11 protein-coding genes are annotated in these 14131 nt (G+C 74.3%); 7 read left to right on the top strand and 4 right to left on the bottom strand.

Annotation, left to right across the window (positions count from 1 at the left end; translation table 11 throughout):
• Positions 1-257: 257 nt before the first annotated feature.
• Together LPC08_RS02425 and LPC08_RS02420 are read left to right on the top strand one after the other, a co-directional pair.
• The gene (locus LPC08_RS02425; RefSeq protein WP_230451142.1) at positions 258-1784 is read left to right on the top strand and encodes an ATPase domain-containing protein; all 1527 of its coding nucleotides are present in this window, start codon (positions 258-260) and stop codon (positions 1782-1784) included.
• The gene (locus LPC08_RS02420; RefSeq protein ID WP_230451141.1) at positions 1777-3489 is read left to right on the top strand and encodes an ATP-binding protein; all 1713 of its coding nucleotides are present in this window, start codon (positions 1777-1779) and stop codon (positions 3487-3489) included. Before LPC08_RS02425 ends, LPC08_RS02420 begins: the two co-directional genes overlap by 8 nt.
• A gap of 60 nt (positions 3490-3549) precedes the next feature.
• Here the strand turns inward: LPC08_RS02420 and LPC08_RS02415 are convergent, their stop codons facing one another.
• The 4 genes from LPC08_RS02415 to LPC08_RS02400 are packed head-to-tail and all read right to left on the bottom strand — an operon-like array spanning position 3550 to position 7311.
• The gene (locus LPC08_RS02415; RefSeq protein WP_230451140.1) at positions 3550-4350 is read right to left on the bottom strand and encodes an ABC transporter permease subunit; all 801 of its coding nucleotides are present in this window, start codon (positions 4348-4350) and stop codon (positions 3550-3552) included.
• Positions 4347-5180: an ABC transporter permease gene (locus LPC08_RS02410; protein WP_230451139.1), complete on the bottom strand. Its 834-nt coding sequence runs from the start codon at positions 5178-5180 to the stop codon at positions 4347-4349. Before LPC08_RS02410 ends, LPC08_RS02415 begins: the two co-directional genes overlap by 4 nt.
• The gene (locus tag LPC08_RS02405; RefSeq protein ID WP_230451138.1) at positions 5180-6217 is read right to left on the bottom strand and encodes an ABC transporter ATP-binding protein; all 1038 of its coding nucleotides are present in this window, start codon (positions 6215-6217) and stop codon (positions 5180-5182) included. The genes LPC08_RS02410 and LPC08_RS02405 overlap by 1 nt, the downstream gene beginning before the upstream one ends.
• Entirely contained in the window at positions 6214-7311 is a 1098-nt protein-coding gene (locus tag LPC08_RS02400; protein ID WP_230451137.1) for an extracellular solute-binding protein, read from the bottom strand. The genes LPC08_RS02405 and LPC08_RS02400 overlap by 4 nt, the downstream gene beginning before the upstream one ends.
• A 247-nt stretch (positions 7312-7558) precedes the next feature.
• Here LPC08_RS02400 and LPC08_RS02395 point away from each other — a divergent pair, with 247 nt between their 5' ends.
• From LPC08_RS02395 to LPC08_RS02375, 5 genes are all read left to right on the top strand, one after another.
• Complete coding sequence (locus LPC08_RS02395; protein ID WP_230451136.1) at positions 7559-7933, top strand: hypothetical protein; 375 nt, start codon at positions 7559-7561, stop codon at positions 7931-7933.
• Positions 7934-8010: 77 nt separating this feature from the next.
• A complete protein-coding gene (locus LPC08_RS02390) occupies positions 8011-10452 on the top strand; it encodes a glycosyl hydrolase family 28-related protein (RefSeq protein WP_230451135.1) in 2442 nt (813 codons plus the stop codon).
• Entirely contained in the window at positions 10452-11825 is a 1374-nt protein-coding gene (locus tag LPC08_RS02385) for an SGNH/GDSL hydrolase family protein (protein ID WP_230451134.1), read from the top strand. The genes LPC08_RS02390 and LPC08_RS02385 overlap by 1 nt, the downstream gene beginning before the upstream one ends.
• 46 nt (positions 11826-11871) lie before the next feature.
• Complete coding sequence (locus LPC08_RS02380) at positions 11872-12243, top strand: phage tail fiber protein (protein ID WP_230451133.1); 372 nt, start codon at positions 11872-11874, stop codon at positions 12241-12243.
• An 88-nt stretch (positions 12244-12331) separates the two neighbouring features.
• Positions 12332-14077, top strand: coding sequence for a ShlB/FhaC/HecB family hemolysin secretion/activation protein (locus LPC08_RS02375; protein ID WP_230451132.1), 1746 nt, complete (start codon positions 12332-12334; stop codon positions 14075-14077).
• The last annotated feature ends 54 nt before the right edge of the window (positions 14078-14131 follow it).

Raw genomic sequence — 14131 nt, 5'->3', positions numbered from 1 at the left:
ACGTCCGGACGTTGGGTCGGAAAGAGCGGGCCGGACCCTAGGCGCGAGGGGGGAGGCGGGCAAGCCGTCGCCAGCCAACGCTCGCCGGACCGCCGATCGGGCAGGGGGGTGGGGGTCGATCCGGGCCCCCCGACGCACCGCACCGGGCCCATTGCCGCCACCGGCGGGCCCTGCCGGATGTCCGGGCACCCCGTAACGATGCCTTGCGCCGGGCGTTGGGATGCCGATCTCCTGCCAGCCCATCCACGGATACCGGCATGCCCGCTGACCGCTCCCCGCCCGGCCCGCCGGCCCGGATTTCCACAGGCGTCGCCGGCCTGGACGACGTGCTCCGGGGCGGGCTGGCCCCGGACCGGCTGTACCTGGTGGAGGGGATGCCCGGCTCCGGCAAGACGACCCTGGCGCTCCAGTTCCTCGGCGAAGGCGCCAGGATCGGGGACCGTTGCCTCTACATCACCCTCTCGGAGACCGAGGACGAGCTGAAGGGCGTCGTCGCCTCGCACGGGCTGAGCCTGGAGGGCATCGAGGTCTTCGAGCTGAACTCGGTCGAGACGGCCTTCAGCGCCGGCCACGAGATGACGCTGCTCCATCCGTGGGAGCTGGAGCTGGGCGAGACGCTGAAGGTCATCACCGACGAGATCGAGCGCCTCGATCCCCAGCGCGTCGTCTTCGACAGCCTGTCCGAGATGCGGCTGCTCGCCCAGGACGCGCTGCGCTACCGGCGGCAGATCCTCAGCCTCAAGCAGTTCTTCGCCTCGCGCCGGACCACCGTGCTGCTGCTGGACGACCTGACCGGGGGCGGGGGGCAGCAGGACCTGCAACTGCACAGCATCTGCCACGGGGTGGTCACGCTGGAGCGCCTGACGCTGGAGTTCGGCGCCTCCCGTCGGCGGCTCCAGGTCCAGAAGCTGGGCGGCTCCGACTTCCGTGCCGGCTACCACGACCTGGCCATCCGGCGCGGCGGGCTGGAGGTCTTCCCCCGCCTCGTCGCCGCCGAGCACCATGCCGACTTCGTGGGCGAGCCGGTGGAGAGCGGGGTGCCGGAGCTGGACGCGCTCCTGGGCGGCGGCCCGCTGCGCGGCACCTGCACCCTGATCACCGGCCCGGCGGGCTCCGGCAAGACGACGCTGGCGCTGCAGTACCTCGTCGCCGCCTGCGCCCGGGGAGAGCGCAGCGTCCTCTACCAGTTCGACGAGCGGGTCGGCACGCTGGTGGTGCGCGCGGCCAAGCAGGGGCTGGATCTCCAGGGCTTCATGGACAGCGGCCTGCTCCTGGTGCGCCAGATCGACCCGGCGGAGATCTCGCCCGGCGAGTTCTCGGCGATGATCCGGCGCGAGGTGGAGCGGGAGCAGGTCCGCCTCGTCGTCATCGACTCGCTGAGCGGCTACGAGGCGGCCATGCCGCAGGAGAAGCAGCTCGTCCTGCAGATGCACGAGCTGCTGTCCTACCTGAACCAGCAGGGCGTCGCGACGTTGCTGCTCAACGTCCAGCAGGGGCTGGTGGGCAACATGATCTCGCACCTGAACATCAGCTACATCTCCGATGTCGTGCTGCTGCTGCGCTTCTTCGAGACGGAGGGGCGGGTGCGCAAGGCCATCGCCGTGCTGAAGAACCGGGGCGGCGAGCACGAGGACACCATCCGCGAGCTGCGCATCGACCATGGCGGCGTCCGCATCGGCATGCCGCTGACCGCCTTCCACGGCGTGCTGACGGGCACGCCCTCCTATACGGGCCGGGTCGGCACGGACGGCCCGCTGCTCCAGGGACGCGAACCGGGTGCCTGACCGGCTGCGGGCGCCTCCCGCCGGGCCGGTCCTGATCCTGGCGCCGACCGGCCGGGACGCGGAGGGCGCGTCCCGGCTGCTGGAGCAGGACGGCATCGGGACCGTCATCCACCGCAGCCTCGCCGCCCTGCAGGAGGCGGTGTCGGAGGAGGCGGGCGCGGTCCTGCTCGCCGACGAGGCCCTGTTCCGCGCCGACCTGTCGCCCCTGGCGGAGCGGCTCGCCGCCCAGCCGCCCTGGTCCGACCTGCCCTTCGTGGTGCTGACCCAGGCCGGCATCGCCGCGCGCCGGATGATGGCGGAGATGAACCTGCCGGCCCGGCTGGGCAACGTGCTGTTCCTGGAGCGGCCGCTGAATGCCCTCGCGCTGCGCAGCGCGGTCCGCTCCTCCCTGCGCGCGCGCCAGCGGCAGCGGCAGGTCCGCGACCACCTGCTCGGTCAGGCCGAGGCCGCGGCGCGCGCCAATGCCGAGCTGGAGCTGCGCGTGCGGGAGCGGACCGAGGCCCTGGAGGCGGCGGAGGCGGAGCGCCGCCGCATCGCCGCCGCCCTGGCCCAGTCGCAGAAGATGGAGGCGGTGGGCCAGCTGACCGGCGGGCTGGCGCACGACTTCAACAACATGCTGACCGGCATTACCGGCAGCCTGGACCTGCTCCAGCGCCGCCTCTCGCAGGGCCGGATCGAGGAGATGGGCCGCTACATCGGCATGGCGCAGCTCGGTGCGCAGCGCGCGGCGGCGCTGACCCATCGCCTCCTCGCCTTCTCCCGACGGCAGACGCTGGATGCGCGCCCGTCGCGGATGGACGCGATGGTGGAGGGCATGCAGGAGCTGATCCGCAGCACGATCGGCCCGGCGATCCCGATCACGGTCGAGCGCCCGGGCGCCCTGTGGCTGACGCTGTGCGACCCGCACCAGATCGAGAACGCGCTGCTCAACCTGTGCATCAACGCGCGCGACGCCATGCCCGACGGTGGCCGCCTGACCATCCGCACCGCCAACGCCACGTTGGACGAGGCGGCGGCGCGGCGGATGAACGAGGCCAGGGCCGGCGAGTACGTGATGCTGAGCGTCGCCGACACGGGCTGCGGCATGCCGGCGGAGGTGCTGGGACGGGCCTTCGACCCCTTCTTCACCACCAAGCCGCTGGGACAGGGGACGGGGCTGGGCCTGTCCATGATCTACGGCTTCGCGCAGCAGTCCGGCGGCCATGTGCAGATCGACAGCCGGGTCGGCCAGGGCACCACGGTCCGCCTCTACCTGCCGCGCTACGACGGGCCGGCGGAACCGGCGGACGGCGCGGCGGCGCCGGGCCGGGCCGACGGCGCCAGGCGGCCGGGCACGGTGCTGATCGTGGACGACGAGGCCACGGTGCGCCTGCTGGCCGGCGAGGTGCTGGCGGAACTGGGCTGCACCCCGCTGGCGGCCGCGGACGGCCCGGAGGCGCTGCGCCTGCTGCGCGCCACCGCGCAGGTGGATCTGCTGATCACGGATGTCGGGATGCCCGGCGGGATGAACGGCCGGCAACTGGCGGATGCGGCCCGGACCCAGCGCCCCGGGCTGAAAGTCCTTTTCATCACGGGTTATGCGGAGGCGGCGCTGTTCAAGGACGGGGTCCTGCCGCCGGGGATGCAGATCCTGGTCAAGCCCTTCGCGATGGAGGAGCTGGCGAACCGCATCCGCGAGATGCTGGAGGCGGCGGTGCCCGCCTGACCCCCACCTGATCCCCTTGGGCGGAGCACCGCCATCGACCCCCTGGCACGCCGCGGCGGATCAGCCGGCCCGCCCGCGCCGCGCGGCGGCCACCCCCCACGCCACCGCCAGCCCCAGCGCCACCACCCCCAGCAGCACCACCGCCAGCGCGTTCACCTTCGGTGTCATGCCCAGGCGCAGCATGGAGAACAGCGCCACCGGCAGGGTGGTCGCCGAGGGGCCGGAGACGAAGCTCGCCAGCACCACGTCGTCCAACGCCAGGGTGAAGGCCAGCAGCCAGCCCGCCGCCAGCGCCGGCGCCATGGCGGGCAGGGTCACGGTGGCGAAGACCGTGGCCGGCCGCGCGCCCAGATCGGCCGCCGCCTCCTCCAGCTCCCGCCCCGTGCTGGCCAGCCGCGCCTGCACCACCACGGCGGCATAGGCCGCGCCCAGGCTCGCCTGCGCCAGCAGCACCGTGCCGGCGCCACGCCCCGCCGGCCAGCCGATGGCGGTCTCCAGCGCGACGAAGAGCAGCAGCAGCGACAGCCCGGTCACCACCTCCGGCAGCACCAGCGGCGCCCCGGACAGCGCCCCCAGCAGCGCGCGGCCGCGGAAGGGCCCGGCACGGGCCAGTAGCCAGCCGGTGGCACCCCCCAGCAGCGTGGCCAGCGTCGCCGCCCCGGCGGCGATGCGGAGGGAGCGCCAGGCGGCCTCCACCAGTGGCTCATCCGCCGCCAGCGCGGCGAACCAGCGCAGCGAGAAGCCGCCCCAGCGGAAGGGCACCGGATCGGCGCTGAAGGCATAGGCCAGCAGCAGCAGCACCGGCAGCCACAGGAATCCCAGCCCCAGCCACAGCCCCCAACCGGCCCAGCGCGGGGTCACCGCCGCGCCTCCAGCCGCTGGAACAGCAGGATCGGGCCGAGCAGCAGCGCCAGCAGGGCGCAGGCCAGCGCGGCCGCCACGGGCCAGTCGCGGTTCTGGAAGAACTCCTGGAACAGCGCCCGCCCGACTGGCAGCGCCTCCGGCGGGCCGAGCAGCTCCGGCACCACGTATTCCCCTGCCGCCGGGATGAAGACCAGCAGGAAGGCCGCCGCCGCCCCGGGCGCCACCGCCGGCAGGGTGACGGTGAGAAAGGCGCGGGTGGGCGTGGCGCCGAGATCGGCCGCCGCCTCCTCCAGCGCCGGGTCCATCCGGGCGAAGGCGGCATAGAGCGGCAGCACGGCGAAGGGCAGGTAGGCGTGGACCATGCCCAGGTAGAGCGCCAGCGGCGAGTAGAGCAGCGCCAGCGGCTGCTCGATCCAGCCGAGCCCGCGCAGGATTCCGTTGATCCAGCCCTCGTCGCGCAGCAGCCCGATCCAGGCGCCGACGCGCAGTAGGAAGCCTGTCCAGAGCGGCAGCAGCACCAGCCCCAGCAGGAGCTGCGCGCGCGGCGAGCGGGCGATGGCCAGCGCCATGGGCAGGGCCAGCAGCAGGCACAGCGCCGCCGTCACCCCGGCCAGGACCAGCGACTGCCCGAAGGCGTCGCGGTAGTAGGGGTCGCCCAGCACCAGGGCGAGGTTATCGGGGTTCACGCCCCCCTCCCCCCAGGGCGGGGCGAAGGGCGGCACCCCCTCCGCCTGCCAGGACAGCGCCAGCACCCCCACCACCGCCAGCGGCGCCGCCACCAGCAGGGCGAGCCAGAGGACGACCGGCGGCAGCAGCCAGCGCCGCATCAGCCGCGCAGCGGCACCACCGACGCCGCCTCCCAGCCCAGGCGCAGCACCGCCCCCCGCTCCGGCGGCACCCCCGGCAGGGCGGCGCGCAGCGTGACGCCACCCGGCAGGCGCAGCAGCACGAGGCTGTCGCCGCCGCGGAAGGCCACCTCCTCCACCACGCCCTCGGCCGTGTTCTCCCCCGGCATCGGCACCGCGCGCAGACTCTCCGGGCGCAGGGCGCAGGCGCTCACCCCCTCGGGCAGCGGCGCCGCCGCGCGCAGGGTGAGGCCCGGGGCCGCCAGCGCGCCGTCGGGCGTGCGCCGGCCCTCGACCACGTTCGCCCCGCCCAGGAAGCCCGCGACGGTGCGCGTGGCGGGGCGGGCATAGACCTCGCGCGGCGGGCCGACCTGCGCGATCCGCCCTTCCGCCAGTACGGCGACGCGGTCGGCGAGCGACAGCGCCTCCGCCTGGTCGTGCGTCACCATGACGAAGGCGGCGCCCGTCTCGCGTTGCAGGGCGCGCAGCTCGAAGCCCGTGCGCTCGCGCAGCCCTGCATCCAGCGCCCCCAGCGGCTCGTCCAGCAGCAGCAGGCGCGGGCGCTTCACCAGGGCGCGGGCCAGGGCGACGCGCTGCTTCTGCCCGCCGGAGAGCGCGTGCGGCTTCCGCCGCTCCAGCCCGGACAACCCGGTCAGCGCCAGCGCCTCGCCGACGCGCGCGGCGATCTCGGCGCGCGGCCGCCCGTCGCGGCGCAGGCCATAGGCGATGTTGTCGAAGACGGAGAGGTGCGGGAACAGCGCGTAGGACTGGAACATCATGTTCAGCGGCCGGGCGTGCGGCGGCAGCGGCGTCAGGTCCCGCCCCTCCCACAGCACCTGCCCCGCATCCGGCGCCTCGAACCCCGCCACCACGCGCAGCAGCGTGGACTTGCCGGAGCCGGAGCCGCCCAGCAGCGCCAGGAATTCCCCTGGCGCCACGTCGAGGTCCAGCCCGTCCAGCGCCACCACGCCGCCGAAGCTCTTGCGCACGCCCGCGAGGCGCAACAGCGCCCCGCTCAACGCCCGGCCTTGAAGCGCGACCAGAGCCGGGCGCGGGCGCGTTCCGCCGCCGGCGGCGGGGCGGCGACGGTGAAGGTACGGGCGATCATCTCCGGCGTGGGATAGACGTTCGGGTCGCGCGCCACCTCCTCGCTCAGATGCGGGCGGGAGGCGGGGACGGCGTTGGGGTAGCGCACCTGGTTGGTCACGCCCGCGATGACATCCGGGCGCAGCAGGAAGTCGATGAAGCGCTGCGCGTCCTCCGGGTTCGGCGCGTCCGCCGGGATCGCCAGCATGTCGAACCAGAGCTGCGCCCCCTCCCGCGGCTGCACATAGGCCAGGTCGTCGCCCCGCCCCGCCGCGCGGGCGCGCACCTGGGCCTGCACGATGTCGCCGGAATAGCTGAAGGCGAGGCAGTACTCGCCCGTCGCCAGCGCGTCGGTGATGGCGGCCGAGGAGATGATGGCGCGCACCTGCGGCCGGATGGCCAGCAGCGCCTGCTCCGCCGCGCGCAGGTCCTCGGCCCCGCTTCCGTTCGGGTCGCGCCCCAGCCAGCGCAGCACGGAGGGGATCACGTCGATGCCGCTGTCCATCACCGCGACCCCGCAGCGGGCGAAGCGGCGGATCTGCTCGGGCTTCAGCAGCAGGTCGAGGCTGTCCAGGGGCGCGTCGGGCGCCAGGGCGCGGATGCGGCCCGGGCGGATGCCCATGCCGATCGTGCCCCACAGGTAGATCGCGCCATGCGCGTTGCCGGGGTCGCTGGACGCCACCCGTTCCAGCAGCGCCGGGTCCTGGCCGGCGAAGTTCGGGATCGCCGCGCGGTCGAGCCGGCGCAGCGCCCCCGCCCGCACCAGCCGGGCGAAGGTCGGCTCGGAGGTCGGCACGACGATGTCGTAGCCGGAGCGGCCGGCGGAGAGCTTGGCCTCCAGCGTCTCCAGGCTGTCGAAGACGTCGTAGCGCACGCGGATGCCCGTCTCGCGCTGGAAGCGCTCGACCGCGTAGGGATCGATGTAGTCCGTCCAGTTGTAGACGTGGATCACCCGCTCCTGCGCGTGGCCCGGCAGCGGTGCCAGCAGCGCAGCGAGCAGGAACAGCAGGACGTGAATCGGACGCATGCGGCAGGCGCCTCCAGGCCGGCGGAACGCAGGGGACTAGAGCAGGGCGGCGCCGATGAGGGAACCGCCGCCACCCGGCACGATATAGGTATTATTTCCTTGACCATAGGCTGACGGTCCTCTACAGCGGCGGGGCCAACGGGCGAGTTGCGCCCGGCAGCCCCCTCCATCCCCGCCCGCCGCCGCCCCGCCCGCCCCCGCTGGCGGGGCGCGTCGCCATGCCCGCGCCGAGGAGCCACCGCCGCCCATGCCCTTCGAGTCCCAGGGCCTCACGCCACTGCTGGCGTCGGGCTCCTTCGTCCTGTGGCGCTATGCGACCTCGGACCCGCGCGCCGCCGTGCTGGCCAGCGGCTACTTCGCACCGGTCGCCGCGCGGCTCGGCGCCGGCCACCTGGTCGTGCTGCAGGCCGCCGATGCCAGCGCCCTGCTGCCGATCCGCGATGGCGGCGTCCCCGGCCCCGGCCTGCTGCTCGACACCAACACGGTGCCGCTGCGCCTCGCCGGCTCCAGCCAGGTGACGTTCGGCCTGCTCGCCCGCCGCCAGGCGGTACAGGCCGCCGCCCTGCTGACCGAGGCCGGCGATGCGCTGCTGACCGAGGCCCGCGCCCGCCTCCTCGCCTGACGGTACCCCCCCCCGGCCTGCCGCCTCCCCGCCCCTCGCCTTCCCCCCTCCTCTCCGAGACAGGATTCCCCCGCCCCATGCCAGACGTGACGATCAGCAGCCTTCCCGCCGCCGGGGCCTTCGCCGAGGCCGACCTGCTTCCCGTCGTGCAGGCCACCGCGGCCGGCAGCGCCACGCGGCGCGCCAGCCTGACCCAGTTGCGCGGTGCGCTGCTGCCGGACCGGCCGCTGCACGTGCGCGACTACGGCGCCCGCGGCGACGGCGTCACCGACGATGCCGCCGCCATCCAGGCGGCGATCGACGCGGCGGCGGAGCAGGGCGGCGGCACCGTGCAGCTGGGTCCGAAGCGCTACCTGGTCGCGGGGGCGGAACTGGACATCCGGCCGAACGTCACCCTCGCCGGCGGCATCTCGCCCGGCGCGCAGCGGGCGGAGGGCGACTACCGCGCGGTGCCCTACACGCTGCTGCTCGATCCGGCGCGCACCATCCGCCTGCGCCGCAATGCCGGCCTGGTGGGCGTCGCGGTGATCCGCCGTGGCCTGGCGCCGCCGGCGACGCTGCGCGAGGCGCTGACGATGGTCGCGGGCTTCGCCGGCACGGCCGTCACCATCGGCGACGGGACCAACCACAACGGCTCCGACGCCCGGGCGGAGAGCCTGCTGATCCTGGGCTTCGACCAGGCGGTGCGCAGCGTCTACAACGCCCGCGTCCAGCTCCGCGACATCGCGGGCGACAACCGCAACGGCATCCGGCTGGAGCAGTCCTACGACATCTCCCGGCTGCGCGGCATCCACTTCTGGCCGTTCCTGACGGGCAACCTCAGCAACCTCTCCCTGGTCTCGCGCAGCGTGTCGGGCCTCGCCAACAACGGCGCCGGCCTGATCCGCGTCACGACGGCCGAAGCGCACGGCCTGGCCACCGGGGATGTGGTGAACCTCGCCGGCTGCCAGGGCCTCGCCGCGGCGAACGGGCGCTTCACCGTCACCGTCGTCTCCGCCACCACGGTGGACCTGCAGGGCTCGACCCATGCCGCGGGCTACGTCTCCGGCGGCATGCTGCACATCTGGGCCAACCGGCGCACCGGCACCGCCTTCCACGTCGAGAACGCGGACGTGGCGGAGCTGGTGGACTGCTTCGCCTACGGCTACGACGTGGGCTTCCGGCTGGGCAGCGGCGCGGCGGCGGTCCAGTGCGTGAACTGCTCGGCCGACAACCACCCCGGCATCGCCGATCCCGCGACGGTCGGGCTGCACCTCACCGGCAACGCCTTCCGCACGAAGTGGATCGGCGGCTTCCTCTCCTCGCAGGGGCGGACCGTGCTGCTCGACACCAGCTCGTCCGAGCAGAACCAGATCGTCGGCGCGGTGGTGAACGGCGGCGTGCTGCGCACGCTGGACGTCCAGTCCGGCGCGCTGACCCTGGAGGCCTGCGACCTGACGCCGGGCCCGAGCCTGGACGGCGCCACCTATCCGAACCTGGTCTATATGGGCGCCGGCGCCGTCGCCCTGACCCTGGTGGGCACGGAGCTGCGGACGGCCACCTTCGCCGGCGCCTCCGACGCGGCGCTGCGCCGGATCGCCATGCTGGGCAACCGCGGCGCCACCGTCGCGGCGCAGGTCACCGGCGGCACGGTGGAGCTGGCGACCATCCCCTCGGCGGCGGAGGGCCCCACCAGGCGGCTGGAGATCGCGGCGGACGGCACCGTCACCCTGCGCCGCCGCTCCGCCAGCCTCGGCGCGCGGCTGAACCTGGCCAATGCGGGCGACCAGGGCGCCTATGTCCTCTCGGTCGGACCGGGCGCGGCCAACCTCGGCATCGGCGGCGACCCGACGCTGAACCCGAACGGGGGCATCGACCTCGGCGCCTCGAACAACGCCACGGCGCCGACGCGGGTGAACATCCGCCGCATCTCCACCACCCCCGCGGCGGGCGACCGGCTGGGGCAGATCAGCTTCAACGGCATGAACGCCGCCGGCGCCGAGACGGTGTTCGGCACCCTCGCCGTCCTCGCCGACGCGGTGGCGGGCGGCGCGGAATCCGGCTCGCTGGTGCTGGAGCTGCGCCAGGGCGGCACCAGCGCGCAGCGCCTGCGCATCGCGCCCGACGGCACCGTGACGCTCGCCGGGCCGCTGGTCCTGGCCGCCGATCCGGCCGCGGCGATGCAGGCCGCCACCCGGCAGTATGTCGACGGCCAGTTCACCGAGCGGCGCATGGCCAGGCTGGTCCTGGCCGCCGCCACGGCGCTGACCCAGGCGTCCCACAACGCCCGCATGCTGATCGCCAACCCCGGGACCAGCCTGTCGCTGGACTGGGCGGCGACGGGCGACGGCTTCTCCTGCCTCGTGGTCAACCGCTCCGGCGCGGACCTGCCGGTGACGCTCGCCAACTTCAGCGGCGCCATCGTGAACTCCGAGGGCCACACGAAGATCAAGGCCAACGGCGTGGCCAGCCTGCTGGTCTATTCCCCGGATGGCGGCACGACCCGCCTGTGCCACCTGACCGGCGCGGGCGTGGCCTGATGCTCGGCATCTCTCCCGTCCTGCACGGGCTCGGGACGGCCGCAGCCTCGGCCGTGCCCGCCCTCCTGCCCGCCGGCACGCGGGTCGCCTTCCTGGGCGACAGCATCGACCAGAACGGCGATACCGGCTCCGCCACCGGGCTGCCGCTGAACTCCTCCGCCTCGGGCCCCTACTCCTGGGCCCGGGTGCTGTTCCCGGCGGCGCGGATGGATGTGTGGAAATCCTCCGACGCCCGGCCCAGCACGGCGCCGCGCTACTTCAGCGGCTCCAACCACGGCATCCGCGGCGACACCACCTCGCCGCTCGGCGGCCAGCCGGGCATGACGACCCGGCTGCCGGAGGTGCTGGCGATGAACGCGCCGGTCGTGGTGATCGACGGCGGGGTGAACGACATCCTGAACGGCGCCCCGGCGGAGGGCATCGTCGCCAACAAGCAGCAGATGGCGCAGCAGGTGCTGGCGGCCGGGCGCAGGCCCGTCGTCACCACCATCCGGCCCTTCTACGCGGCGCTGGGCGGGGTGGACAACACGGCGCGCGCGGCCCGGCGCCGGCAGGTGAACGACGCCCTGCGCGCCTGGGCCGCGGCCGCGCCGGGCGTGGTGCTGATGGACATCGCCACCGCCTACGAGGACCCGGCGCAGGGCAACGACTACTGCCTGCCCGGCCTGCTGGTGGACAACCTCCACCCCGGCCCGTCCGGCGCCTATCGCGAGGCGCTGGTGATCCGCGACACGCTGGCCACGCTGATCGCGCCGGGCGACTGGCACGCGGCCGCCTTCACCGGCGCCAACCTGGTGCTCAACCCCGGCATGACCAACGCCACGGGCGGGGTGGCCGGCAGCGTGTCCGGCGCCGGCACGACCGGGTCGCCGCCGCGCGACGTCACCGTGTCCGGCCCCGCCTCGGCCGGATCCTCCTGCGCGGTCTCCACCATCGAGCGCAACGGCGGCCGGGCGCTGCGCCTGCTCTTCACCCCGGGCGGCACGGCGGCCACCGAGTCCTGGACCGTCAACCTCTCCACCATCACCGCCGGCGTGCCGGCGCTGGGCACCGGCCCGTGCGTTGCCATGGTGGACGTGGCGGTGACCAACGGCGCGCCGATCGGCGGCGTGTCGCTCACGGTGGCGAAGGTGCCGGGCTACGTCCCGCAGGCGATCGCCCTGAACTTCGGCGTCACCGACCTGCCGATCCAGGCCGGCGGCTTCGCCGGGCGGATCGCCACCCACCCCTTCGAGATGGCGGGCGACCAGGCCTCGCTGAAGCTGTGGGCGGCCGTGATGCTGCGGCCGGCGCTCTCCCCCGCGGGCTCCACCGTCGAGGTGATCCTGCAAAACTTCCGGCTCGGCGCCGTCGCCGATCCGCGCGGCGCCTGACCCGCCGGCCCCTTCCCCCAGCACCACCCCAGCCAGGGAGACCGACATGAGCGACCTGACGGACTATTCCCGCGACCTGCTCGCCCGCACCCTCTGCGGCCGCCTGCCCGTCCCGCCCGGCGCGGTCTACGCCGCGCTGGGCACGGGCGGCAGCGCCCTGGGGCTGACGGGAGAGCCCGCCGGCACCGGCTATGCGCGCCAGCGGGTGACCTTCAACGGCACGGGCGAGCAGCGCAACGCCACCGCGCTGACCTTCACCTTCACGACGGCGCCCGGGATCCTGACCCATCTCGGCCTGTTCGACGCGCCCAGCGGCGGCAATGCGCTGACCATCTCGCCGCTGTCGGCGCCGGCCCTCATGATGGGGCCGGGAAGCCTGACCATCGCGGCGGCGGAGCTGACGGTCAGCCCCGGCTGACCGGCGCCGGCGGGGCGCGCGGGCATGGACCCGGGCCACGGAAGCCCATAACGTCTCCGTGACGGTCTCCGGGGGTTACGGTTCCACGATGCTGCCAGTCCGGTCGGCGCTGCTCGCCTGCCTCGCCATGCCCGTCGGTGCCCTCGCCCAGACGGTGCCGCCGCGCGTGGCGCCGCCGGCCTTGCAGGAGAATCCGGTGGACCGGACGGCCCAGCCGGAGCTGCCGCGCCTCTCCCCCTCCATCCAGCCGCCCCCGGTGGTGCCGCAGACCGGGCCCGGCGCCGCCGCGCAGGTGCGGATCGGCCGGATCTCGGTACAGGGCAGCACCGCCGTGCCCGCGGCCACGCTGCGCGCCGCCGTGCCGCTGCAGGAGGGGCAGGCGGCCAGCCTGGCGGAGATCGAGGATGCCCGCCTTGCCGTGCTGCGCGCCTACCGTGCGGCCGACTACCCCTTCGCCTCCGTCGCCGCCGGCCTGACCCCGCGGCCCGACGGCACCGCCGACCTCGCCTTCGCGGTGACGGAAGGCTACGTCGAGGAGGTGAAGCTGGAGGGCGACATCGGCCCGGCCGGCACCCAGGTCCTGCGCTTCCTCAACCGGCTGGTCGATCAGCGTCCCGCCTCCGGGGCCGCGATCGAGCGGGCGCTGCTCCTGGCCTCCGACATCCCCGGCGTGACGGTGCGCGGCGTGCTGCGGCCCCTGCCCTCCTCGCCCGGCGCGCTCCAGCTCGTCGCCCAGGTCGAGCGCAAGTGGTATTCGGGCTACTTCAACATCGACAACCGCGGCTACCGCCTGACCGGCCCCTGGGAGGGGCTGCTGGTCGCCGGGCTGAACTCCTTCACGGAATTCGGCGAGCGCACGGAGCTGGCGCTGTTCGGCGGCGAGGCGAACAACCAGAGCTTCGTCCAGGGCTCGGTCGAGGCCTTCGTCGGCGGCTCCGGCCTGCGCGTGCGGCTCTATGCCGGCGGCGGCCGGGCGCGGCCGGGCTCCCCGCTCGCCGCCCTGGGCTACGAGGGCGACACGGCGGTGGGCGGCCTCGCCGTCTCCTACCCGATCATCCGCAGCCGCCCGATGAACCTCTACGCCGTCGGCCAGTTCGACGTCTTCGACAGCACGGTGGACACCGGCGTCGGCGCCAGCAGCGCGCGGCTGTCGCGCGACGGCATCCGCACGCTGCGCGCCGGGCTGGACGGGCAGGCGCTGGACAGCCTGATCTCCTTCCTGCCGCCCGCCACCACGCTGGGGGGCTTCCGCGTCTCGCAGGGGCTGGACATCCTGGGCGCCACCGGCAACGACAACGACAAGGCGTCGCGGGCCGGCAGCCAGTTCGACTTCCTGAAGATCTCCGCCGAGGTGCAGCGCACCCAGCCGCTCTTCTCGCCGTTCGAGAACTCGATGGTCAGCGTCCAGGCGCTGCTGCAGGGTCAGTACAGCGACGACGTGCTGCCGACGGCCGAGAAGTTCTACCTCGGCGGCGCCCGGCTGGGGCGCGGCTTCTATTCGGGCCAGATCACCGGCGACAAGGCCTTCGGCGTGGCCATGGAGCTGCAGTTCGACCTGGCGATGCAGCCCGTGGAGCTGCCCGGCCTGGGCTGGACGCTGCAGCCGACCCCCCAGTTCTACGCCTTCCGCGACATCGGCCGGACCTGGGAGAACCAGGAGGTCGACCGCGACCGCCGCCTCTCCTCCTGGGGCATCGGGCTGCGCCTGCCGCTGAACCAGGCGTTGCAGGTCGACGTGGAGGGGGTGGAGCGGACCACCCGCCAGCCGGATGGCGCCGGCACGGAGCGGCTGAAGGAATACGCGCTCTTCTTCCGCACCCTGGTCCGCTTCTGATGCGCGCCATCCGGGGAGCGTCCCGAGGGGCGACCCGATCCGGGCCAGGAGGGC

The sequence above is a fragment of the Roseomonas sp. OT10 genome, assembly GCF_020991085.1.
Lineage (GTDB): Bacteria > Pseudomonadota > Alphaproteobacteria > Acetobacterales > Acetobacteraceae > Roseomonas > Roseomonas cutis.
The sequence above is the reverse complement of the archived record's forward strand: the minus strand, read 5'-3'. Positions and strand labels throughout refer to the sequence as shown.

Bases quoted from the DNA above. Each gene is read 5' to 3' on its own strand.
- LPC08_RS02425 (WP_230451142.1), top strand. From the start codon at position 258: ATGCCCGCTGACCGCTCCCCGCCCGGCCCGCCGGCCCGGATTTCCACA.
- LPC08_RS02380 (WP_230451133.1), top strand. From the start codon at position 11,872: ATGAGCGACCTGACGGACTATTCCCGCGACCTGCTCGCCCGCACCCTC.
- LPC08_RS02385 (WP_230451134.1), top strand. From the start codon at position 10,452: ATGCTCGGCATCTCTCCCGTCCTGCACGGGCTCGGGACGGCCGCAGCC.
- LPC08_RS02400 (WP_230451137.1), bottom strand. From the start codon at position 7,311: ATGCGTCCGATTCACGTCCTGCTGTTCCTGCTCGCTGCGCTGCTGGCA.
- LPC08_RS02390 (WP_230451135.1), top strand. From the start codon at position 8,011: ATGCCAGACGTGACGATCAGCAGCCTTCCCGCCGCCGGGGCCTTCGCC.
- LPC08_RS02395 (WP_230451136.1), top strand. From the start codon at position 7,559: ATGCCCTTCGAGTCCCAGGGCCTCACGCCACTGCTGGCGTCGGGCTCC.
- LPC08_RS02410 (WP_230451139.1), bottom strand. From the start codon at position 5,180: ATGCGGCGCTGGCTGCTGCCGCCGGTCGTCCTCTGGCTCGCCCTGCTG.
- LPC08_RS02375 (WP_230451132.1), top strand. From the start codon at position 12,332: ATGCTGCCAGTCCGGTCGGCGCTGCTCGCCTGCCTCGCCATGCCCGTC.